This is a genomic window from Aliarcobacter vitoriensis, from assembly GCF_003316695.1.
GTDB classification, from domain to species: domain Bacteria; phylum Campylobacterota; class Campylobacteria; order Campylobacterales; family Arcobacteraceae; genus Aliarcobacter; species Aliarcobacter vitoriensis.
Genome location: NZ_PDKB01000001.1, coordinates 119062 through 142286, shown reverse-complemented (window position 1 = coordinate 142286; position 23225 = coordinate 119062). Strand labels below are relative to the sequence as shown.

At 26.2% G+C, this 23225-nt stretch carries 22 protein-coding genes; 8 read left to right on the top strand and 14 right to left on the bottom strand.

All coding sequences use genetic code 11. The features are described 5' to 3' along the window. Nucleotide 1: 1 nt before the first annotated feature. Genes CRU91_RS00670 through CRU91_RS00655 form a run of 4 tightly spaced genes read right to left on the bottom strand, consistent with a single transcriptional unit; the run spans nt 2 to nt 2364 of the window. Entirely contained in the window at nt 2-493 is a 492-nt protein-coding gene (locus CRU91_RS00670; RefSeq protein WP_113892382.1) for a MotE family protein, read from the bottom strand. A gap of 1 nt (nt 494) precedes the next feature. Further along, nucleotides 495-899 (bottom strand): hypothetical protein, encoded by a 405-nt coding sequence (locus tag CRU91_RS00665; protein ID WP_113892380.1) that lies wholly within the window; start codon nt 897-899, stop codon nt 495-497. Nucleotides 900-901: 2 nt separating this feature from the next. Further along, entirely contained in the window at nt 902-1162 is a 261-nt protein-coding gene (locus tag CRU91_RS00660) for a flagellar biosynthetic protein FliQ (RefSeq protein WP_113892378.1), read from the bottom strand. A gap of 2 nt (nt 1163-1164) precedes the next feature. Then, nucleotides 1165-2364, bottom strand: coding sequence for a hypothetical protein (locus CRU91_RS00655; protein WP_113892376.1), 1200 nt, complete (start codon nt 2362-2364; stop codon nt 1165-1167). Between the two features lie 94 nt (nt 2365-2458). On the opposite strand from CRU91_RS00655, the gene CRU91_RS00650 reads away from it, so the two are divergent. Both CRU91_RS00650 and fliM read left to right on the top strand, forming a co-directional pair. Further along, entirely contained in the window at nt 2459-3508 is a 1050-nt protein-coding gene (locus CRU91_RS00650; protein ID WP_113892374.1) for a flagellar basal body P-ring protein FlgI, read from the top strand. Between the two features lies 1 nt (nt 3509). Next, nucleotides 3510-4625 carry a flagellar motor switch protein FliM gene (fliM, locus tag CRU91_RS00645; RefSeq protein WP_113892372.1) on the top strand — a complete coding sequence of 372 codons (1116 nt, stop codon included), beginning with the start codon at nt 3510-3512 and terminating at the stop codon, nt 4623-4625. A 14-nt stretch (nt 4626-4639) separates the two neighbouring features. Here the strand turns inward: fliM and pyrC are convergent, their stop codons facing one another. From pyrC to CRU91_RS00630, 3 genes are read right to left on the bottom strand one after another with little or no spacing between them, the layout of a single operon-like run. Further along, nucleotides 4640-5662 carry a dihydroorotase gene (gene pyrC, locus CRU91_RS00640; RefSeq protein ID WP_113892370.1) on the bottom strand — a complete coding sequence of 341 codons (1023 nt, stop codon included), beginning with the start codon at nt 5660-5662 and terminating at the stop codon, nt 4640-4642. After that, nucleotides 5662-6000, bottom strand: coding sequence for a P-II family nitrogen regulator (locus CRU91_RS00635; RefSeq protein ID WP_113892368.1), 339 nt, complete (start codon nt 5998-6000; stop codon nt 5662-5664). Before CRU91_RS00635 ends, pyrC begins: the two co-directional genes overlap by 1 nt. Nucleotides 6001-6058: 58 nt before the next feature. Continuing rightward, complete coding sequence (locus CRU91_RS00630; RefSeq protein ID WP_113892366.1) at nt 6059-7243, bottom strand: ammonium transporter; 1185 nt, start codon at nt 7241-7243, stop codon at nt 6059-6061. Nucleotides 7244-7477: 234 nt separating this feature from the next. Between CRU91_RS00630 and CRU91_RS00625 the strand changes: the two genes are divergently transcribed. Then, entirely contained in the window at nt 7478-9409 is a 1932-nt protein-coding gene (locus CRU91_RS00625; RefSeq protein ID WP_113892364.1) for an ankyrin repeat domain-containing protein, read from the top strand. After that, a complete protein-coding gene (locus CRU91_RS00620) occupies nt 9406-11877 on the top strand; it encodes a [protein-PII] uridylyltransferase family protein (protein ID WP_113892362.1) in 2472 nt (823 codons plus the stop codon). Before CRU91_RS00625 ends, CRU91_RS00620 begins: the two co-directional genes overlap by 4 nt. Nucleotides 11878-11895: 18 nt before the next feature. Here CRU91_RS00620 and CRU91_RS00615 read toward each other — a convergent pair whose 3' ends face one another. Further along, the gene (locus CRU91_RS00615; RefSeq protein WP_113892360.1) at nt 11896-12360 is read right to left on the bottom strand and encodes an ankyrin repeat domain-containing protein; all 465 of its coding nucleotides are present in this window, start codon (nt 12358-12360) and stop codon (nt 11896-11898) included. A 115-nt stretch (nt 12361-12475) separates the two neighbouring features. Here CRU91_RS00615 and CRU91_RS00610 point away from each other — a divergent pair, with 115 nt between their 5' ends. Next, nucleotides 12476-12880: a DUF350 domain-containing protein gene (locus CRU91_RS00610; protein WP_113892358.1), complete on the top strand. Its 405-nt coding sequence runs from the start codon at nt 12476-12478 to the stop codon at nt 12878-12880. 16 nt (nt 12881-12896) lie between these two features. Here the strand turns inward: CRU91_RS00610 and CRU91_RS00605 are convergent, their stop codons facing one another. The 6 genes from CRU91_RS00605 to tkt all read right to left on the bottom strand — a co-directional run bounded on the left by CRU91_RS00605 (nt 12897) and on the right by tkt (nt 18032). Then, nucleotides 12897-13304 carry a hypothetical protein gene (locus CRU91_RS00605; RefSeq protein ID WP_113892356.1) on the bottom strand — a complete coding sequence of 136 codons (408 nt, stop codon included), beginning with the start codon at nt 13302-13304 and terminating at the stop codon, nt 12897-12899. Nucleotides 13305-13418: 114 nt separating this feature from the next. Next, entirely contained in the window at nt 13419-14669 is a 1251-nt protein-coding gene (locus CRU91_RS00600; protein WP_113892355.1) for an arsenic transporter, read from the bottom strand. Next, on the bottom strand, nt 14666-15025 hold the full coding sequence (locus CRU91_RS00595; protein WP_113892352.1) for a gamma-glutamylcyclotransferase family protein: 360 nt from the start codon (nt 15023-15025) through the stop codon (nt 14666-14668). Before CRU91_RS00595 ends, CRU91_RS00600 begins: the two co-directional genes overlap by 4 nt. A gap of 12 nt (nt 15026-15037) precedes the next feature. Further along, the gene (locus CRU91_RS00590) at nt 15038-15751 is read right to left on the bottom strand and encodes an LrgB family protein (protein ID WP_113892351.1); all 714 of its coding nucleotides are present in this window, start codon (nt 15749-15751) and stop codon (nt 15038-15040) included. Further along, nucleotides 15741-16094 (bottom strand): CidA/LrgA family protein, encoded by a 354-nt coding sequence (locus CRU91_RS00585; RefSeq protein WP_113892349.1) that lies wholly within the window; start codon nt 16092-16094, stop codon nt 15741-15743. The genes CRU91_RS00590 and CRU91_RS00585 overlap by 11 nt, the downstream gene beginning before the upstream one ends. Nucleotides 16095-16118: 24 nt before the next feature. Next, nucleotides 16119-18032, bottom strand: a complete 1914-nt coding sequence (gene tkt, locus CRU91_RS00580) for a transketolase (RefSeq protein WP_113892347.1) — start codon at nt 18030-18032, stop codon at nt 16119-16121. A gap of 120 nt (nt 18033-18152) precedes the next feature. On the opposite strand from tkt, the gene CRU91_RS00575 reads away from it, so the two are divergent. From CRU91_RS00575 to CRU91_RS00565, 3 genes are all read left to right on the top strand, one after another. After that, nucleotides 18153-19358, top strand: a complete 1206-nt coding sequence (locus tag CRU91_RS00575; protein ID WP_113892345.1) for an MFS transporter — start codon at nt 18153-18155, stop codon at nt 19356-19358. Between the two features lie 55 nt (nt 19359-19413). Continuing rightward, a complete protein-coding gene (locus CRU91_RS00570) occupies nt 19414-21108 on the top strand; it encodes an ATP-binding protein (protein ID WP_113892343.1) in 1695 nt (564 codons plus the stop codon). A gap of 62 nt (nt 21109-21170) precedes the next feature. After that, nucleotides 21171-23198: a HAMP domain-containing methyl-accepting chemotaxis protein gene (locus tag CRU91_RS00565; protein WP_113892341.1), complete on the top strand. Its 2028-nt coding sequence runs from the start codon at nt 21171-21173 to the stop codon at nt 23196-23198. Nucleotides 23199-23225: the final 27 nt, after the last annotated feature.

The following is a 23225-nucleotide window of genomic DNA, read 5'->3' as shown; positions in this document are numbered from 1 at the left end:
TTTAGTCCCTTCTGTCTTTGTCTTTATTATATCTCTCTAGTTTTTGTGTTAAAATAGAAGCATTCTCCAAGCTTAAAAACTTCATAATATTAGAAATATTTGATTCCTTTAGTCTAAGGATTATATCAAAAACATCTTCAAGTTTACCTTCGAGTATCATTTGATCAAAAATTTCTGCCGCTACTTTTGCTTTCATCTGTTCAAAAACTCTGATAGATTTTTTCTTAATCTCAGCTCTTATATCTTTTAAAACTTCCTCATTTTTTTCATATAATCTTTTTATTTCAGCTTTTTCTTGTTCTATTTTAGTAAGTATTCCTTCTATCTCTTTTTTATTATTTTGATATTCTTTCTCTTTTTCTGTATAAAAATTATTTAACTCATTTTTTAATTCTAAAACTTCCATTTTTTGTCTAGTTAAAGAACTACTGGTTTCTACATTTGCATTTAAAGTTATTGCAAAAACAAGTGTAATTAAAAATCTATAAATCAATTTAAGCCCTTATATATTTACTTTGTATAAACTCTTCAGATTCCAAAGCTTGCATATCCATAAGAATTTTATTCTTCTCTTTTTTCTCTTCATCTAAAATATATTTATACTGTTCACTCTCTTTTTGAAGTTCTATAATGTCATTTAAAAGCTCTTCAATTTTTTTTATCAAAGTATTTTTTTTTGTTAAAAGTTCTTTTATATAAAATCTTAAACTATCTTTATGCATAGCTAGTATCATAAAATCGGAAATTGAACCAAATTTTTCAACAGTTGCAGTATTTATTCTATTTTTAACAGTTTGCATCTCTTCATCTATTCTATAAACTTCTTGTTCTAAAGTAGATTTTTCTATTAATTTCTGTTCTGTTTGATTTTTCTTTAGATTGTACAGTTTATTAATCAAAATTAACTTCCAAAAATTAAAATTATATTCCAAAGTTCTGTTGTAAAAGATTGCATATGTTCACCAACCCAAGGAAGTGTAATTAATATAAAGATTGAAACAATTATCATCTTTGGAACGAAAGATAATGAAGCATCATTTACTTGTGTAACAGCAGAAAAAATAGAAATTACTAGTCCTATAATCATACTAACAATCAGCGATGGAAGTCCTATTAATAATATAAGCTTAACTGTATTTTGAGATATTGCTAGTAAATCCATATTTAATCTTTTATTTTAATAGTGATCTCTAAAGTTTTATTATTTAATAATTTAGAAATCAAACTAGCTATATCTTGAACATTTGAACTATCAAGTTCTACACTATTAACATTTTTTGTTTCAATAATAGCATTAGGAATATCTTCTAAAGCAGAAATTAAATCTTGTTCATTTAAACCATCCAACTCTAAAAATTCATCATTCATATCATCTCCTTGTACCTCATCATATTCTTCGGCATCATTTAAAATTATTTCTTGTTTATGTTCTTCTAAATCTTCAATTATATCGTTATTTTGATTTATTGTAGCATCAATTTCATCTTTTAATTCAATATTTTCAAATAATCTTGAAGGTTCAATATTTTCCAACTCTTCAAAGTTATTCTCTAAATAATCATAAGTATCTTCATTTTTTTTATCTTCAATAACTTTTTCTAAAATAGACTTATTTGGGAAAATTTGATCTAAAAAATTGACATCTTCAAAAGTTTCACTAACAGATTGAAAATCATCTTCATCTAAATTAGTTGAATTTAAAATATCAGATAAAATATCTTCATCACTTTTTGTATTATCATTATAAATGGAGTCATCGTCATAGTCATAAGATATATTATTTAATCCAAAATCTTCACTAAAAGATTCTAGTGGATTAAAATTACTATCATTTTTATTATCTTCATATATGCTTTTAGATTCAATTAAATTATCGAGTTCTTTTATATCCAATCCTATAGGTTCTTCAATATTTAAATCATCTTCAACTATTGTTTCTTCTTGATTTCCAGTTTCTAAAAGTTTGGATAATTCACTATCTAAATCTAATGCTAAGCTTTCATCTTTTATAGCAAGATTATCTTCTTGTTGTAAGGTCTGTCTATTAAACTTTCTTATAATATAATTCGGGATTTCTTCTAAGGAATCGATAGATAAATCATCTACTCCACATTCAAGTAAAAATTCTTCTTCAATACCATCTTTATGTTTCAAAAAACTAAATTTACTCTTATTTTTAATTATTTTATCATCATCAATTAAATATACATTATTTGGATTTGAAGCTATATTTTCTTTTAATTTTTTAATATCATCTATTTCAACTATATCTAAATCTTCTAATGCTTCATTTATTTTTGAATCTTGTAAAATTTTTTGTATATCTTTTTTAAAACTTTGATTTCCATAGATAAAAATATTCAATATTTGCCCTAATAAAATAAAATACTGCCTAGATTATACCTTTTTTTATTAAATTTTTGATAAAATAATTATTAAAAGTTTATGAAGGATTTTTTTGAAAATATTTATTTTTATTTTACTACTAACATCTTCTTTATTTTCTCAAACTATTAAAGATATATCAAATGTCATAGGAATAAGAGATAATCAACTAATTGGTTATGGACTGATTGTAGGACTTGCTGGAACAGGAGATAAGTCAAAATTTACAATGCAAAGTTTACAAAATCTTCTTACAAATTCTTATATAAAAATTCCAGCTGGTTCTATAAATTCAAAAAATATTGCAGCTGTTATGGTAACTGCTGATTTGCCACCATTTTCAAGACAAGGTGATAAAATAAAAGTTACAGTTTCAACTATTGGTGATTCAACATCAATAGATTATGGAGAACTTTTACTAACTCAATTAAAAGGTGTAGATGGAAATGTTTATGCAGTTGCACAAGGAACTGTAACTGCAAATACAAATAATAAAACAACAGGTTTTATATATGAGGGTGCTACTGTTGAAAATGAACTAGAGTATGAACTACAAAATGAAAAATCTATTCAATTAAGTTTAGTAAAAAGTTCTGCAAAAAATGCAGATTTGATAGAAAAAAAGATTAATGAAACTTTTGGACAAAGATTGGCAACCGCACTTGATACAAGAACTATTGAGGTTCTCAAACCTACAAATATGTCTATTGTAAGTTTTATATCTAAGGTTGAAAACATAGAACTTGATTCGACATTTAGAAAAAAATTAATTATAGATGTAAACAGAGAATCAATTATAACTGGTGGAGATGTTGTTATATCTCCAATTACAATTGCAAGAGATTCATTTACAATTAGAATTAATAAATCTGATTTATCTGAAGAAAATTGGAATAATCCTTCAGTAAATAAAGGTGAAGATATAGGTGATGATGTAAGAATTGCAAATAAACCTGTAATTGATATAAATAATGCAATGATAAATACAAAAAAAGACCCAACAATATCAGATTTAGTACGTTCAATGAAAGTTATGAAAGTACCAATGACAGAAATAATTGACACTATAAAAATGATAAAAGAGATGGGTGCTATTGATGTTGATATTGAGTTAAGAGGATAATATGGCAGAATTTTTAAGTCAAGATGAAATAGATGCTCTTTTAGATATTGCTGAACAAGGTGATGATTTTGATGGAACTAATCCACTTGATAAATTTACAGCTAAAGAAAAAAACTACTCGATATATGATTTTAAAAAACCTAATAGAGTAACACTTGATCAATTAAAAGCTCTTACAACAATGCATGATAAAATGCTAAGAGAATTTACAAATGACTTATCTTCAATGCTTAGAAAAGTTGTTGATGTAAAACTTACATCAATTGAACAAATGACTTATGGGGAATTTATATTATCTATTCCTCAAGTAACTTCACTTAGTACTCTTTCTATGAAACCACTTGATGGAAAAATTGTAATAGAATGTAACCCTACAATTTCACACAAAGTAATTGCTGATTTATTAGGAAGTGGTGCAGTTAATACTATGGATAATCTTGATAGAGAATTAACTGAAATTGAGATAAAAGTTCTTGAACATTTTTATAGAATGTTCATAAAAATTTTATACAAAACTTGGAGTGATGTATCTAGTTTAAATTTCAAAATTGAATCAAGTGATACAAATGCAAATGCTATTCAAATTGTTTCAGATCACGATATAGTTTTGTTAGTTGTATTTGAAATAACAATTGATGAAGATTCTGGATTTTTATCTATTTGTTATCCTATTTCATATATAGAACCACTTTTAAATAAAATTGTTGATAAGATTTTTAGTGAAGGTAAAAATAAAAAACTTAGTCGTAAACAAGACATTAAAACTCTAATTTCAGGTGCAAGAATGAAAATAGAGCCTATTATGGCTGAAACAGAAATGACAGCCTTAGAAATTTTAAATCTAAAAGAAGGAGATGTAATTGTATTTAATAAAAATGCAGCATCTTCGGATAGTATAGTTTATGTTAATAAAAAAGAGAAGTTTTCTGCTGTTTGTGGTATATCAAATAATAGAAAAGCAATAGAGCTAAAATCAAATCTTGATAAAGAAAAACAAGAAACACTAGAATCACTTAGAATTATGAGAGAAGAAAGAGATCAAAAGGCTAAAGAAAATGCTGAAAATATCAAAAAACTTTTAAGCGAAAGAAAAGCAAGTTCTATTCCAATAGGCTAAAAAATTAGCCTATTTTAATTGTCTTCTAAACTCCAAGACAAAGTTTCACCTGAATACATAGGTACAACTTTCTCTTCTTTATATTCATAAACATTTGGAACTATAAAATCTTCTTTTACCAGATTTATAGTTTTTGATTTTAAATTCAGATTATATATTTTTTTAGCATTATTTGATACAAAATCATTTAAATTATCTAAAGAATTATGTTTTTCAAATAATTCGACTAATACTTGTAAAGCAATAGGTGAAGTAAAAACTCCTGCAGCACAGCCACAACACTCTTTTTTATGTTTTGGATGAGGAGCACTATCACTTCCAAACATAAGTTTTGGATGAGCTTTTAATGCCGCATTTAAAAGTGCTGTTCTATCAATTGGAGTTTTAGCTATTGGCTTACAAAATAAATGTGGTTTTAACATACCACCAGCTAAATCATCTAAAGTTATAAGCAAGTGATGTAAAGTTACAGTTGCAAAAAGATTTTGATATTTATCAAGAAGTTCCACTGCATCTTTTGTAGTAATATGCTCCATAATAATTTTTAAATCTGGAAAAGCAATAGCCAAACTCTCATAAATTGGCATAAATTCTTTTTCTCTATCCATCACAAAACCATTTGTTTCTCCATGAATACAAAGAGGTATTCCAAGGCGGCTCATAATCTCTAAAGTTGGTCTTAAAACTTCAATATCCATGGATGAAACTCCAGTTTCAGAGTTTGTAGTAATTCCTGCTGGATATAATTTTATTCCTATAATCTCATTTTTTATATCTTCTAAAAATTCATAACTATAATTGTTTTGAAAAAATAAAGTCATAAAAGGAATAAAATTATCCCCATTACATGCACTAAGTATTCTATTTTTATAAGATAATAAAGCCTCTTTAGTAGTAACGGGAGGAACTAAATTTGGCATAACTAAAGCACCACTAAAAGTTTTTGATGTAAGAGGAGCGACAAGCCGAAGCATGTCGTTATCTCTTAAATGTAAGTGCATATCTAGTGGTTCATTTATAGTAAATGTTTTTGCCATTAAATAGCCTCCTCATCTTGTTCACCAGTTCTTATTCTTATAACTTTTTCTATTGGAGAAACAAATATTTTTCCATCTCCAATTTTTCCAGTTTTAGCTGCTTCAATAATAACTGCAAGAGTAGAATCAACGTCTTCATCTGCAACTATTAGTTCTATTTTGATTTTTGGCAAAAAATCAACAACATATTCAGCACCTCTATAAAGTTCACTGTGTCCTTGTTGTCTTCCATATCCTTTTACATCAGATACAGTCATACCAGCAACTCCAGCTTGAACTAATGCTTCTTTAACTTCTTCAAATTTGAATGGTTTTACTATCGCTTCTATTTTTTTCAAGATCAATCCTTTCTTTAGTTCAATTATTTTAACAAAAGTTTATTAAACTAATATTATATTAGAATGCTCGTTTAAACTCTGGATAAGCTTCTAATCCGCATTCTCCAACATCTAGTCCTTGTAATTCATCATCTTTTTTCGTTCTTATAGGCATAATTTTATTTAATATAAATAACAAGATAAAAGAACTTACAAAAGCAAATATTGCAACAACTACAACACCTTTTAATTGAGTTAAGAATGAGATATCACTAACAAAAATTCCAACTGCTAATGTTCCCCAAATTCCATTTGTTAAATGCACAGATAAAGCCCCAACAGGATCATCTATTCTTAATTTATCAAACATAAATACACTAGCAACAACAACAGCTCCACCAATTGCACCTACTAAAATAGGAGTATAAACATCCATTACATCTGCTCCAGCTGTAATTGATACTAATCCACCTAATCCACCATTTAAAATCATAGTAATATCAAATTTTTTGTACATTGCATACATAATAATTGCTACAGTAATAGCTCCTGCAAAACCAGCTGTATTTGTATTTAAGATTACAAGTGCTACTAAATCAGCATCTGCTTTAGTTGACATTGTCCCAACACTTCCACCATTAAATCCATACCAACCAATCCATAAAAGTAAAGCACCAAGAGTAACTAAAGGTACATTTGAAGCTGGAATAACTCTAACTCCACCATCTTTAGTATATCTCCCTGTTCTTGCTCCAATTATCAATAAAGCAGCTAGTAAAGCCCAACCACCAGTACTATGAATAATTGTTGATCCAGCTAGATCATGCATAGATGATATATCTAATATAGTATCTTTTAAGAAGTTTGCTCCCCAAGTTAAATTAACTACCAATGGATATAAAATTGTAGCCATAATTAGCGTAAATATCGCTATTGGTACAACTTTAACTCTTTCACTAATACCACCACTCATAATGTTCATAGCCTTTCCAACGAAAGCCATTTGAAATAAAACCGTTGCATAATTAATAGATTCATCATTTAATCCTTCGCCAAAAGCGACTGAGTAACCAATTAATACAAAACCTAATGATGCAATTGCAAAAATAAGAATATTTATAACTAAGACAGCAGTAACATTTTTTGTTCTAACAATTCCCGCTTCTAACATAGCAAAGCCAGGATACATAAAAACAACTAAAGTCATTGCAAACAGTACGTAGAGTGTGTCAATAATATATGACATATCAGACATTGTTTCCATAAAGTAGTCCTTTTAGAGATTAAAGTCTCCAGCGCTGGACGGTAAAATATTATCCTAAAAAACATAAAAGAAAGTTAAAAATATTCTTATTTTATGCTTAAAGTGTTAAATTTAATATTTTTGTATATATTTATGTGTAAAAACGAAACATAAAATAGTTTATTAATTTTTATTAACATTAAAATTATTTATATTGTTATATAATCATTTAATTTATTTAAAAATGGGAGAGTAATGTTAGGATTATTAAATAGTTTCAACAAATATTCAAATGAAGATTTAATAAAAGAGTTGATAAATCCTGAATTTAATATCGAAAACATAAATAAAATCTATACAAAATCAAAAATTGATTTAAACTCATTATATATTAATGATGAACCCATATTATTATCTTGTTGTAAAAAAGATTTATATAATTCTTGTTTGTGGTTGCTAGAAAATAAAATAGATATAGAACTTGAAAATAATTTAAAAGAAAGTGCAATATTTTATGCAATTTATTCAAAAGACACTAGACTATTGGATACTTTAATAGATTTTGGTGCAGATTTAAACCATTTAAATAAGCAAAATAGAACAGTTTTACAAGAATCAATACACAATTCAAATAATAAACTTATTAGATTTTTAATACAAAAATCAACTCTTTTTACAAATTGTGATAACAATGGGAACAATGTACTATTTGATGCAATTATAAATGGAAATTTAAATATTATAAAAAAAATAATATCTTTAAAAAAAATTGATATAAACCATAAAAATAGTAGTGGAAATACTATCTTACATTTAGATAATTCTCTAAAAAATATCGATTTAGCTTTATATTTATTAAATCAAGGTGCGGATCCAACAATAATAAATGCTAATCAACAAAGTTACCTATTTTATATTGTTACAAAAGGCATTAAAGGAATTAATTTTATAAAAAGAGCTAGTGAACTTGGATTTAATCTAAATATAAAAAATAGTGAAAATAAAAATATATTGATGAAAGCTGTAGAATACTTCTTACAAATTTCAAAAACATCAAAAAGAGATTCTCAAGCAGAACTAATAAAAGAGTTAGTTCAACTTAATATAAATGTTCAAGCAATAGACAATCAAAATGAAACTATATTTTTTAATATAACAAGAAGTTTAGATAGAGATTTAATTCACTATTTATTAAATAATCTAGAAAAATTAAACTTAAATAGACAAAATATAGAAGCTTTAACTGTTCTAGATATTTTAGTTTTTAGTGGAATAGAAAATTATGATTTAATAAAACTATATATTGAAAAAGGTGCAAAATTAGATTATAAAAATAAGTATGGAAAATCTATAATAGAAATTTTGATTGATATTCTTTTAAATATTGAAAATGAAATATTTTTAGAAGATATTTATAAAAATCAAATAGTACAAAATGCCCAATATAAAGATATATTAGAATTACTTATCAAGAACTATCATATTAATGTAAATAATTTTAACTCTAAAAATGAACCACTATTTTTTCCTACTTTATTGAATTTTAATATTTCAATATTTAAAATCTTAAGAACAAAAAATATTAATTTAAATGAAACAGATATAAATGGGAACAATATAATTTTTAGACTTTTAGAACAAGATTTAACAAAAAAATCAGAAGATAGAAGAATGTTATTATTGACAATTAAAAATCTTATAAATGCTGGAGTTGATATAAATAGTAAAAATGACAAAGGTTTTACAGCTTTAGAGTTTGCAATACTAAACGATAAAGAAGATATTGTAAAACTTCTATTAAATCTAAGAGCTGATTGCACTTTTGTAGATGAGAAGGGAAGAAATATAATACACACAACAATCTTTAAAGATAAAGAAAACTATATAAAACTTATTTCTTCTTATAATGGTGATATTTTAAATAAAGCTGACTATTTTGGTGTTAAACCTATAAATTATGCTGCATTTATGGGTAAAAAGCACACAGTATTAGAACTTATAAATTTGGGAACTTCTATAAATAACCCTTATAAAAAATCACCTAATATACTAACTTTTTTGGAAAGATACCATAAAAATATTTTGAATTTATCACTTGATGTACAAGATAAAAATGATAAATCAAATTTAGATAGATTAGCAGAAAATATGATTTTAGAGTTTAATATAGGGATTTCAAAAAAATGATTAAGAATTTTCACTTAAATAACTTTAGTGAAAATAGCTTCGATACTTCAAAAATATTTAAAAAAACTTATTTAGATTATTTAAAAAGTGCAAATACGAATAACAGTAAAATATTTTTCAAAAAACATACTAGAAATATTGATAAATTCTTATTTCAAATATTCTCTTATGTAAGTTCAAATTTTAAAAACAATAGATTCATAAGTTTTATAGCTTTAGGTTCTTATGCAAGAGTTGAACTATGTTTACACTCAGATATTGATATTATGATTTTATATAAAAATAGTCATTCTTACGATATTTCTAAAATTATAGAAAGATTTGTAGCTTTTGCTTGGGATTGTGGTTTAAAACTTGGTTTAAGAGTCGTAAGACTTGATGAGATTGATGAACTTTATGGATTAGCAAAAGATGATGTTACAATAAAAACTTCTCTTTTAGAATCTCGACATATTTTTGGTTCAAAAAGAATTTACCAAAATTTTGAAATATTTGTAAAAAATTTGAGACAAATAGAAAAAAGAAAATTTATTGAAGAGCAACTTTATATGCACACTCAAAGATTAAAAAAACATCCTTTAGATATGCAAGTAAATCTAAAAGAAGGTTATGGAGGAATTAGAGAAGCAAATATGCTTTTTTGGATTTTAAATGTTGTTTATGATGTTCAAAAAGCAAAAGAGTTAGTAGGAACAAAATTAAATATAAATTCTTACAAAAAATTTACAAATGCTTTAGATTTTATATTTCAAACAAGAAATACTCTACATACAATTCATAAAAAGAAAGTTGATTTAATATCTTTTGATACATTACCAGAGTTAAGTAAAAAGCTAGGGTTTAAAAATGAATTTGAGTGTATGTCAAAAGTTTTTTCTTCTTTACATACAATTCATAATTTTCACTCAAATATGAGTTCTAAATTTGTAAAATCAATATTTTTTGATAAAGAGAATTTGAAAAATTTAAAAGAATATAGATACAAAAAAGGTATATATATCATAGAAAATAGGTTGTTTTGTTCTTTTAATCGAAAAAGTGTAAAACTTTCAAGCTTATTAAAAGAGTTGATAAGTTTTCCACAAAATATAAATGGGTTTGATAGATCTTATGTATATTTTGCAAGTCAAACAAAAAGACCAAAAATAATAAGTAAAAATATAAAAAAAGATATTAAAACTCTTTTATGCAATGAAAATCTATACCCTATTTTAAAACTTTTTTATAATAGTGAACTCATATCAATCTTACTTCCTAATTTTAAGAAAATCTTACATCTATCTCAATTTGATGGTTATCACAGACATCCTGTTGATATTCACTCTTTACAAGCTTTAAAACTTGTTACAAATATAGACGATTCTTTTATAAAAGATATTTATGATAACTTAACTAAAGATGAAAAAATATTAACAAGACTTGTTACACTTTATCATGATATTGGTAAAGGAAGAAGAAAAGACCACCATATAATTGGAGAAAATATTTTCAAAAAAGCTATGAAAAACTTTGGTTTTGATGATGAACTTATAAAAACTGGTGCAAATATCATAAGATACCACGACCAAATGTCAAGAATTTCTATGAATGAAGATATTTACTCACAAAAAACTATTTTAAATTTTATAGGTCTTTTCAAAAATATAAATGAGATAAAAATCTTATATGTTCTCACATATTGTGATATTTGTGCAGTTAATAAATATCTTTTTAATAGTTCAACAGCAGAACTTTTAAAAGTTTTATACAAAAAAAGTATTTTAGCTTTTCAAGACCCAGAGTTAATTCGTGCAAGTATTACAAGAGTTTCAAAACTAAATCGTATAAAAACTTTACCAAATTATCAAGATTTACCAAATACATTAAAAAGAAAAATATCTCAAATATCTTCCAACCAGATGTTTTTACGATTAAAAAGTGTAGATATCTTAGATATTGCAATAAAAGCAAAAGATGTATCAACTTATAGTTTTGATATCATCAATGAAAACTATCTAAAGATAAGAATCACTAGAAAAATTCCTCTAAATTTAGGATATCTATTGGGCAAACTTCAATATTTAGATATGAATGGTATGAATATATTTAAACTATATGATGAAAAGAAAATTTTTGAAATATCTTTTTCTAAAAAAGCTTTAGATGAAGAATTATATTTAATAGAAGAGATTATAAATGATTCTTTTGATATGAATAGAGATATAAAACTTAAAAAACCAATCATCAAAAGAAAAGATATTAAAATAGATTGTAATCATAGTGAATATTTAGCATCTATGAAAATACATACTAAAGACCAAAAAGGTTTATTTGCTTATATAGCAAAAGTTTTTGATGATTTTGGTATTGAAATAGAAAGCTCTAAGCTTACTACTTCAAAAGGATATGCAAAAGATTTACTTCTAATAGAAAAAAATGGTAATTTTTGTAAAAACAGTGAAAAAATATTGGATTTAATTTGCTCTTAAAATTTTATAACAAATAAATCAAACTAAATTTTTTGCACAATTTCCCATAAAATCTTCATGTTCTAAATTTGCACCATTACTTATCAAGAAATTTACACTATTTTGTTTTTTATATAAAAGTGCATAAATAAGAGGTGTAGAGTTAATCTCATCAATCATATCTATATTTAAACCACAGTTTTTTAGACATCTTAAAACTTTAACATTATCCAAATAAACTGCAAAATTCATAGCTGACAAATTTGGACTTACATATAAGCTAATTCTTAAATCAACCAATGCTTTTATAAGTTCTAATTTATTTTTAATGATTGCATAATACAAAGCATTTCTACCTTTGCAATCCCTACTATTTATATCTAAAATATTTAAAGAGAACATCTTTATAAGAATATCCCAACTATTACTTTCTATGAGATTTGTAAAAATCTCTGAAGAACTTTTTTGATTTAACCTATTTCCTAAAAGTAAATTGTTACACATTTTGTATTCCTTATATATCAATAATGAATATCGTAATATATAGTTGTTTAAATCTTACTTAAATTATATAATTTTTATGAAAATTTGATAGAATAAAATAAAAAAAGGATAAAAAATGGATTTCGGACTGTTTTTAAGTTTTCTAGGATTTTTCTTTACAGCAATCGTTTTAGTAGTTGCTTTTCTTTATTTGTATGCTATTGTTACTCCATACGATGATTATAATCTTATTTTTGAAGAAAATAATATAGCTGCTGCTTTAGGTTTTGGAGGGGCTATTATTGGGGTTTCTATTCCACTTTATAGTGCTTTGGAGAATTCTGTTTCTTATTTAGATTTTGCATTTTGGGGAGCTGTTGCTATTGTAATTCAGCTTGTTTTTGCATTTGTTGTTACAAGAATTAGTGGAAAATTCTCTTTTAATGAAAAAATCAATAAAGGTGTAGTTCCAGTAGGAATTTTAATGGCATTTTTATCAATCAGTATTGGTCTTTTAAATGCTGGATCGATGAGTTACTAAAACTCATCGATTTCTTTTATGGTCTGTTTTTATCAAATTCTTCTTCTAAAGAATTTCTTTCTTTAGTTAATTTTTCAATTTTATCAATATCTGGTTTAGATTTTATTTTTTCTAAATGAATTTGGTATCGTTTGTCTTCAATCTTTTCTAACAACTCAATATTATCTTTTTTGTATTTTAGCTCTTGCTTTTTGGAATCTAACTCTTTTTGTTTTTCTTTATATTTCAGTTCTTTTTCCTCTAATTTAGAAGGTTTACTACTATATTTTACTTTAGCTTCTTCAATATCTTTATTTAACTCTTGTTGTTTTATACTGATTTTTGTTTCATCTTTTAATATCTCTTCTTTTACCGTATCAGCATTTGCTTGAGTAAAAAAAAGCAAACTTCCAAGAAGTAGTGTAGACAAGCATTTATTTTTCATCTTTTATCCTTAATCATCAAAATAGTGTTTATTTTATAATAAAAATTTGGTTTAAATCAAGTTTGTATTTACACACTAAGCTATTTTATTTCACCTTTATCCTTAATTAAAATCTCATACACTTAATAACACAAGTAGTAAAACAGGTGGAGTAACAATCAAACCAAATTTACTATATTCCCAAAAGCTTATTTTTACACCTTTTTTACTTAAAACATAAAGCCAAAGAAGTGTTGCTAAACTACCAAAAGGTGTCATTTTTGGTCCAAGATTACATCCTATAATATTTGCATAAATCATAGAACTATTACCTATATCTTTTAATGCTATATCCATAATCATAATAGTTGGTAAATTATTCATAACGGCACTTAAAATTGCACTTATAAATCCTGTTCCTAGTACAGCAATTGTATCTCCTTGTAAAGCTAAAAAGTGTAGAATTTTGGCTATTTCATCTGTTAATCCAGCATTCTTAAGTCCATAAACAACTATATAAAGTCCTATACTAAACCAAACTATTTGCCAAGGAGCATCTTTTATAATTTTTAATGCTTTTACACTTTTTGAAAAATTTGCAATTATTAAAAATACAATTGCTCCACCTAAAGCGAAAATTGAAATAGGAAGTTTATAGGAATCAGAAATAAAATAAGCAATAAGCAGGAATGCTAAAAATATCCAAGAAAAATAGAATAATTTAATATTTTTTATAGCACTTTTAGGTTCTTTTAAAAGTCTAATTTCAACTCTTTTAGGAATATCTTTTCTTAAAATTAACCATAAAAAAAATATTGAAGCAATAACACTTACAATAAATGGAATAATCATATTTAAAAAATATTCTATAAATCCTATATCAAAATAGTTTGCTGTTACAATATTTGTAAGATTTGAAAATACAAAAGGAAGCGAAGCACTATCACTTATAAACCCACCAGCGAGTAAAAAAGCTATTATTGTTTTATGATTTAGCTGTAAAATTTTCATTTTTACAAGTAAGATTGGTGTTAAAATCAAAGCTGCTCCATCATTTGCAAAAAGAGCTGAAACAAAACTTCCTAATAAAATAGAATAAATAAACATTTTTATTCCACTTCCATTTGATAATTTTGTCATCTTAAGTGCAGCCCACTCAAAAAAGCCAATCTCATCTAAAACCATAGATAAAATTATAATTCCAATAAAGGCTAAAGTTGCATCCCAAACAATAGAAGTTACATCTAAAACATCCCTAAAATCTACAACTCCAAAAAGTAAAGCAACAATTGCTCCTATAATTGCACTTGTTCCTATTTGAATATTTTTGGGTTGAATTATCACAAATAAAAGTGTTAATACAAATATAGAAATAGGCAAAATCATATTTTGTCTTCATACATCTCAATTATCTCATCTTTTAATGTATAAATATATGTTTCAACCTCTATTTCATCAAATCTTTCTACAGTTATAGGAGTTCTTACAAACTCTTCACCTTCAAAGATATCAAGTTTTTCCCAATGGTTTATCAAATTATCAGAATAAAATAAAAATCCATGAATATTATCATTTCCCATTTCAAGCCTAATTCCAGGATATCCCATACTAGCGCTCCAACCTGCATCTATTAGTTTTCCTTTTACAATTGCTGGTACAAATTTTCCTACAATATTTTCTAAAACATAGGCATTTGGGCAATTTGGCATAAGTGTTCCATATACAAAAAGAGACTCTTTCAAAAAATTCCTTTATTACTTTAATAAATTTATTATAATTGGTAAAAATATTGCGGTAATTACTCCACAAAGTCCCATAGCAAGTGCAGCAAAAGCACCAGCTTTTTCTCCAATTTCAACTGCTCTTGCAGTTCCAATTCCATGTGATATTAAACCAAGAGCAAAACCTTTTGAAGTTTCATATTTAACTTTAAATATTTTAAATACCAAAGTTCCAAATAAAGCTCCTATAATTCCAGCTATTAAAACAAACCCAACCGCCAAAGATGGAATTGCTCCAATTTGCTCTGAAGTTATGATTGCTATTGGAGCAGTTATTGATTTTGTTGTCATTGATAAAATTGTTGGTAAATCTGCTCCAAACATATATAAAAGAGCTACTGCTACAATTATAGAAGCAACTCCAGCAACAATAAGAGTTATAACAATAGGAATAAAAAGAGTTTTTATATATTTTAAGTTTTTATATAAAGGAAGTGCTAAAGCAACAGTTGCAGGTCCTAAAAAAAAGTTTATCATCTCCACACCTTTAAAATACTCTTCGAAAGGTATATTAAATAATACAATAATAGGTAAAATAATCATATATGCAATAATTATCGGTTGAAGTAAAGTGTGTTTATTAAAATTTTCATATACTATTATTCCAATTTTATAGGCACCTAAAGTTACTATTAGCCATATTAGAGGAGTTGAATTTATATAATTTGCCAATGCCTCAAAGTTCATCTTTTTTCACCTTTGAAGTTAAAAAATCCATAAGTTTAGCTGCAAAAACAAGAGCAATCAAAGTACCAAAAAATAGTGCTATAAATATAGCCCAAAACTCTTTTGTAATAATATCAACTTGGGTAATAATTCCCATAGCAGCAGGGATAAATAATAAAGGTAAATATTTCAAATGTAAAGAGACAGCATTATCAAGACTTTGAAAACTACCATTTCTTATAAATAAAAATAGCAAAAGAAGTAACATTCCAATTACAGAACCAGGAACTAATAAATCAAAAAGTTTTGATATACACTCTCCTAGAAATTGAAAAACTAGCAAAGCGATAAATCCTTTTAACAAACTAATTCCTTTTAATTTTAATCTCTATTTTAAATCAGCTAAAATTTTTGCTTTTAATTTATCAACTGTAAATCCGAATTCATCAAATAAATCTTCGGCTTTTCCACTTGCTCCAAAAGTTTCCATTCCAAAAACAACATCAGCAAATTTATAGTATTCCAAACCTCTAGCTGCTTCAACTGCATAAACTTTTGTATTTTTATCAATAATTTTATTTATATAAGTTTCATCCTGCTCTAAAAGTAAATCAAAACAAGGAACAGAAACAATATTTGCAAATATTCCATCTTTTTCTAAGTCACAAGCTGTTTGAAGTGCCAAATTTACTTCACTTCCACTTGCCATAATTGTTATAGTTGCATTCTCTCTTTGTTTTAATAAATATCCACCATTTGCAACACTTCCAAAAGCTTTTTCATCTTTTAAAACTTTTAAACCTTGTCTTGAACAAACAAAAGCAGTAGGTGCAGACATTTTAAGTGCAATCTTCCAAGAATCCACATTTTCAGTAGCATCAGCTGGTCTAAATGTATAAAAATTTGGTAATGCTCTAAATTGACTTAAATGCTCAATTGGTTGATGAGTTGGTCCATCTTCTCCAACTCCAATACTATCGTGAGTCCAAATAAAGTGTTGAGGAATACCTGCAAGTGCTGCTATTCTTGCACTTGGTTTTAAATAATCACTAAATACAAAAAAAGTTGCACTATAAACTCTAAATAATCCATATAAATTCATAGCATTTGTAATCGCAGCCATTGCGTGTTCTTTTATACCAAAATGGATATTTCTACCATTTGGGAAATCTCCCATACCTTTTAATTCAGTTTTGTTTGATGGAGCTAAATCAGCACTTCCACCTAAAAAACTTGGAACGAAAGAAGCTATTGCATTTAATATTTTATGGTTTGAATCTCTTGTAGCAACACTAGTTCCTGCTTCAAAAGTTGGATAAACAATAGAGTCAAAATTTGGATTTTGTAGCTCTTTTATTTTCTCTTTAGTTTCCAAACTCAAACTTTCATTCCAAGCATTTTGTAAAGTTGAACCAACTATCAATTTATCAAAAGCACCTTTTACATCAGCACTTACAAAAAAATCAACTTCTGGATCAAATCCAGCTTTTATTTTTGCTTGTTTTATCTCATCAACTCCTAGTGGAGCTCCATGTGAATGGTGACTTCCTTCAAGAGTAACTGCACCTTTTGCAATAACCGTTTTTGCTATTATTAAAACTGGTTGTGTTGAATTTTTTGCTTGAACTAAAGCTTTATCAATTTGTTCAAAATTGTGTCCATCTATTTCTATTACTTCAAAATCAATAGCTTGGAATCTTTTTTTAACATTTTCGCTCCAAGCAATACTTGTATCTCCTTCAATTGTAATTGAGTTACTATCATAAATAATTACAAGATTATCAAGTTTTAAATGTCCTGCTGTTGCAGTTGATTCATAAGAAATCCCTTCTTGTAAATCTCCATCTCCACAAAGACAATAAACTTTATGATTTATTACATCATTTCCAAGTAAATTTTGTGCATATTTTCCAGCTGCTGCAAAACCAACGGCATTTGCTATACCTTGTCCCAATGGTCCAGTTGTGATTTCTATTCCGTGAGTATGTCCATATTCTGGATGTCCTGGAGTTTTTGAATGAGTTTGTCTAAAGTTTTTCATATCATTTACAGATACATCAAAGCCCCATAAATGAAGTAAAGAGTAAACTAATCCTGTTGCATGACCACCTGAAAAAACCAGTCTATCTCTATTTAGCCATTTTTCATCAGCTGGATTTATATTTAAATGTTTACTTAAGACTGTTGCAATATCTGCTAATCCCATTGGAGCACCTGGGTGTCCAGAGTTTGCTCTTTGTACCATATCAGCAGCTAAAAATCTTATTGTATCTGCTTGTTTTTGTAATAGTTGTTTTGACATGATTATCCTAATTAGTGAGTGTTTTTTTGAAATTTTAAAGCGATTATATCTAAACTATGTTTAATACTTTTTAGTTTAAAAAAAGAATATTAATTTTATAATTCCAAAAAAAGAATTACAATGACTGATCAACAAAATAAAACAGTATGGCTTTTAATCATCACTTCTTCTCTTATTTTAGCAATTACTATGGGTGTACGACAAAGTTTAGGACTTTTTGTAGCTCCAATAAACTCTTCAACAACTATTGATATTGTATCAATTAGTTTAGCTTTAGCTATTGGGCAACTTATTTGGGGAGCTGTTCAACCAATTTTTGGAGCAGTTGCAGATAAAAAAGGCTCTTTTGGAGTTTTAGTTTTTGGTGCATTACTAATGTTTTTTGGTTTAGTTTTAACTCCTTTTATATCTTCAGAATTTTCACTAATTCTTACTTTAGGTCTTTTAGTTGCTGCTGGTGCTGGTGCTGGAAGTTTTTCTATACTTATAGGAGCAACAGCTAAAAATCTTCCAAATGAAAAACGTTCTTTTGCAGGTGGATTTATAAATGCAGGAGGTTCTTTTGGACAGTTTGTTTTTGCTCCACTTGCACAAGCTATTATAAATGGTTTTGGTTGGATTTATTCTATGTTGGCTCTTGCTTTTTCTACACTTTTAACAATTCCTTTAGCAAGAATTTTAACAAACCAAGAGAAAAAAGAACAAGTAAAAACAGTACAAGAAGATGATATAAAACTCAAAAATCAGCTAATAATAGCTTTAAAAGATAAAAGTTATATATATTTGCATTTAGGATTTTTTACTTGTGGTTTTCATGTGGCTTTTTTGGTTACTCATTTACCTTATGAAGTTGCTCTTTGTGGTCATAGTGCAAATGTATCAGCTTACTCTTTAGCTTTAATTGGGTTATTTAATATATTTGGAAGTTTATATGCTGGTTATTTAGGTACAAAATATCGTATGAAATATATTTTAGTTTGGATATATATGAGTAGAGCTTTGATGATTATTATTTACCTATTATCTCCTAAAACAGAACTAACTTTTTATATTTTTTCTATTGCAATTGGTTTTACATGGTTAGCAACTGTTCCTCCAACAGCAGGAATTGTAGGAAAACTTTTTGGAACAAAATATTTAGCAACTTTATTTGGTCTAACTTTATTATCTCATCAAATTGGTGGATTCTTCGGTGCATATTTGGGTGGTTTATTTGTAAATAATTATGGTGATTTCACTTTTATGTGGTACTTAGATATTATTTTAGCAATATTTGCAGGGATAATAAATATACCTATAAAAGAGAAAAAATTGGTAAAAGTATAAAAAAGATTGACTTTTTGTTATAATACAGATTACCTCTAAATATAAGGAGAAAAATATGAAAAAATTTATAATAACTATTTTTCTTTTTACAAATTTATTTTCACAAAATATTGAATTAACCAAAGAAGAACAAAACTTTATAAATAATACTAATTTAAGAGTATCAATCACAACAAACTGGCAGCCATTTAGTTTTACAGAAAAAGAGCAACCACTAGGTATCTCTTATGAATATTGGAAACTAATAGTTGAGAAACTAGATTTAAAAACACAAAATATTTTTTTTAATAATTTTAACAAGCAATTAGAGAGTTTAAAAAATAAAGAAAGTGATATTATTTTTAGTGTAGGAGAAACTATTTCAAGAAAAGAATATGCAGTTTTTTCAAATAAATATTTGAGTTTTCCTATATCAATAGTTACACAAAAAGATGAAAATTTTATTGAAAATATTGAACAAATTATAAATAAAAAAATTGCTGTTGGAAATAACTTCACAGCTCATAATCTTTTAAAACAAAACTATCCAAATTTAGATTTAATTTTAGTAGATAGCATAAAAGATGGTTTAGAACTAGTATCGAAGAATAAAGCATTCGCTTTTATAGATATAAAACCAACACTTAGCTACTCAATAGCCAAATATGGGTTTAATGACCTAAAAATCTCTGGGAACAGTGGTATAAATTTTGAATTAAAATTTATGATACGAGATGATTATATACAATTAATTCCTATTTTAAATAAAGCTATAAATTCAATATCAACTGAGGAAATTACAAATATTACAAGTCGATGGGGAAATGTTCAATTTGAAACAAAGTTCGATTATGAAACTATCACTTATATTTTTATTCCTATTTTATTAATAATTATTGGATTTTTATATAGAAATTATGAATTAAAAAAGATTAATAAATCTCTTAAACTTTTGGTGGAAGAAAAAACAAAATCTCTTAATCAAATAAATCTTAACCTTGAAGATTTGGTTGAAAAAAAATCTAAAGAAATTATTCAAAAAGAAAATCTTTTAAATCATCAATCAAAAATGGCTGCTATGGGAGAAATGCTTGAAAATATCGCACATCAGTGGCGACAACCACTATCTATTATTTCTACAGTAGCGACATCATTGAAACTAAAAAAAGATATGAACATCTTAGAAGACAAAGATTTTTTTGAGTCTATAGAGAGTATAAATAACTCTTCTCAACATCTTTCAGCAACGATAGATGATTTTAGAAATTTTTTCTCAAAAGAAAAAGAAGTAGATGAATTTTTTATCTCAAATACTATTAAAAAAGCTATTAACCTTTTAAAAATCAATTTAGATAAATACAACATAACCATAATAAAAGAGATAGAAGATATAAAAGTATTAAACTATGAAAATGAACTTATTCAAGTTATTCTAAATATTATCTCAAATTCAATTGATAGTTTACAAGAAGAAGATATCAATAATAGATTTATTAAAATCACTACTTATGTTTCAAATAATAATTTAATTATTACAATAAATGATAATGGTAGCGGAATAAAAGATGAATTTTTAGATAGAATTTTTGAACCTTATTTTACAACAAAACATAAAAGTCAGGGAACAGGAATTGGACTATATATGTCTTTAGAAATAGTAACGAAACATTTACAAGGGAATATTGTAGTTTCAAATACTGAAACATCTTTTAATGATAAATTATTAAAAGGTGCAAAATGTGAAATAACTATCCCTTTAAATATTTCATAAATTAATTTTTCTTATAATACTTTTTAGATACAATACTGAAAATTATCTACAAAGGAAAAAAAATGTCTGTAAAAAGAAGATTACAAATACTCTCGTTAGTATTTATTTTCGGTTTAATAGTAATAGGGTTAGTTTCATTTAATAGTGCAAAAAATGTATCAAATGATTTAGAAAATATAGGGAATGAAAGAATTCCTGCTTTACTTAGTTTATCTGATTTAAATGCAGAAAGAATGTCAATAAGAGCTCAAACACTTGATGTTTTAACACTAAATAGTTCTGAAAATAATAAAGATAGACTATTACAAATAGCATCACAAAGAAAAAATAGTTGGGAAATTATTGATAAAAATTGGAAAATTTTTCAAGATATTCCAAGAAATACAGAAGCAGGTAAAAAAGCTGCAGCTTCACTCCAAAAGGCTTACGAAGATTGGAGAAAAATTTATGTAACTCTTGATGGATTAATATCAAATCTTATATCAAATACAAATTTAGATAATCAAAGTGAAATATTCAAAGAGTATGAAAAAAATGTTAATGTAATGATCCCTATATCAAATGAATTTGGGAAACTTATGACTGAACAAAAAAATAGAACTTTTAATTTTTCTTTGAATATGGTTCAAAATACAGTTAAAAAAGCACAATCTTCAGTTATTGAAATTGCAGTTATATTTCTCATTATTTCTACAATAGGTATTATCTTTACTTTATTAACTATAAATTTAATAAGTGGCTCTTTGAAAAAAGTAAAAGATGGTGTTCTTGAATTTTTTGCATTTATTAATGAAGAGAGTAAATCTACATCTTTAATTAAGCTAGATAGCAATGATGAATTTGGAGAGATAGCAAAAGTAGTAAATGAAAATATAAAAAGAACTGAAATATCTATTATCAAAGATGATGACTTTATAGCAAATGTAGATAAATTTGTAAGAGAACTATCAAACGGTAATATGTTAGCAAAAATTGAAAAAGAACCAGATACTGCTAATTTAAAAACATTAAAAGAGTTATTACAAAATCTTCAAAATTATTTAGAAAATACAATCGCAAGAGATATAAATGTACTTTTAAGAGTTATTGATAGTTTTAAACAACATGACTTTACGGATAGATTTCCAAATCCTTATGCTAAAGTATCTATTGCTATGAATGAATTAGGAGATATTATTTCTGAACTTTTAAAACAATCTTATAGCACAGGATTAATGCTTCAAAATAGTTCAAATGAACTACTAGAAAATGTAAATACTTTAAATCAAAGTTCAAATGCAGCAGCTGCTAGTTTAGAAGAAACTGCTGCTGCTTTAGAAGAAATTACCTCAACAGTTGTAAGTAATGCAAATAATGTATCTGTTATGGCAAAATACTCTAGTGAAGTTAGTAACTCTGCTAAAAAAGGGCAAAACTTAGCAAACGAAACTACAACTGCAATGGATGAAATAAATAACCAAGTAAACCTAATCAATGAAGCTATTTCAGTTATTGATAATATTGCTTTCCAAACAAACATTTTATCACTAAATGCAGCAGTAGAAGCTGCAACAGCAGGTGAAGCAGGTAAAGGCTTTGCAGTCGTTGCTCAAGAGGTAAGAAATCTAGCTTCAAGAAGTGCAGAAGCAGCTAAACAAATCAAAGATATAGTTGAAAGTGCTACTTTAAAAGCAAATGAAGGTAAAGAGATAAGTTTTGAAATGATTAAAGGATATACTGAACTTTTAGAAAATATAGAAAAACAATCTCAAACTATCAATGAAATAGCAACAGCTTCAAAAGAACAAGAAGCTGGAATTACACAAATTAATGATGCTGTAACAGGACTTGATCAACAAACACAAAAAAATGCAAGTATTGCAGCAGATACAAAAGATATAGCAATAAAAGCTGACGAAATAGCTAAAAAAATTGTTGAAGAATCATCTTCTCAAGATTTCATTGGAAAAGAAGAAGTTGAAAATACATATAAAAAATCTTCAAGAATACAAAATATAGAAACTAAAAAAGTAGAGAATAAAAAAATAGTTTCAAAACAAAAAAATATAGAACCTTCAACAAATCAAGATGATGAATGGGAGAAATTTTAAAATAGGATATTTCCTATTTTAAAAAAC

Excerpts from the sequence above, each read along its gene's own strand:
- CRU91_RS00660 (WP_113892378.1), bottom strand. The coding sequence starts at position 1,162 with ATGGATTTACTAGCAATATCTCAAAATACAGTTAAGCTTATATTATTA.
- fliM (WP_113892372.1), top strand. The coding sequence starts at position 3,510 with ATGGCAGAATTTTTAAGTCAAGATGAAATAGATGCTCTTTTAGATATT.
- pyrC (WP_113892370.1), bottom strand. The coding sequence starts at position 5,662 with ATGGCAAAAACATTTACTATAAATGAACCACTAGATATGCACTTACAT.
- CRU91_RS00630 (WP_113892366.1), bottom strand. The coding sequence starts at position 7,243 with ATGGAAACAATGTCTGATATGTCATATATTATTGACACACTCTACGTA.
- CRU91_RS00625 (WP_113892364.1), top strand. The coding sequence starts at position 7,478 with ATGTTAGGATTATTAAATAGTTTCAACAAATATTCAAATGAAGATTTA.
- CRU91_RS00620 (WP_113892362.1), top strand. The coding sequence starts at position 9,406 with ATGATTAAGAATTTTCACTTAAATAACTTTAGTGAAAATAGCTTCGAT.
- CRU91_RS00615 (WP_113892360.1), bottom strand. The coding sequence starts at position 12,360 with ATGTGTAACAATTTACTTTTAGGAAATAGGTTAAATCAAAAAAGTTCT.
- CRU91_RS00610 (WP_113892358.1), top strand. The coding sequence starts at position 12,476 with ATGGATTTCGGACTGTTTTTAAGTTTTCTAGGATTTTTCTTTACAGCA.
- CRU91_RS00605 (WP_113892356.1), bottom strand. The coding sequence starts at position 13,304 with ATGAAAAATAAATGCTTGTCTACACTACTTCTTGGAAGTTTGCTTTTT.
- CRU91_RS00600 (WP_113892355.1), bottom strand. The coding sequence starts at position 14,669 with ATGATTTTGCCTATTTCTATATTTGTATTAACACTTTTATTTGTGATA.
- CRU91_RS00590 (WP_113892351.1), bottom strand. The coding sequence starts at position 15,751 with ATGAACTTTGAGGCATTGGCAAATTATATAAATTCAACTCCTCTAATA.
- tkt (WP_113892347.1), bottom strand. The coding sequence starts at position 18,032 with ATGTCAAAACAACTATTACAAAAACAAGCAGATACAATAAGATTTTTA.
- CRU91_RS00575 (WP_113892345.1), top strand. The coding sequence starts at position 18,153 with ATGACTGATCAACAAAATAAAACAGTATGGCTTTTAATCATCACTTCT.
- CRU91_RS00570 (WP_113892343.1), top strand. The coding sequence starts at position 19,414 with ATGAAAAAATTTATAATAACTATTTTTCTTTTTACAAATTTATTTTCA.
- CRU91_RS00565 (WP_113892341.1), top strand. The coding sequence starts at position 21,171 with ATGTCTGTAAAAAGAAGATTACAAATACTCTCGTTAGTATTTATTTTC.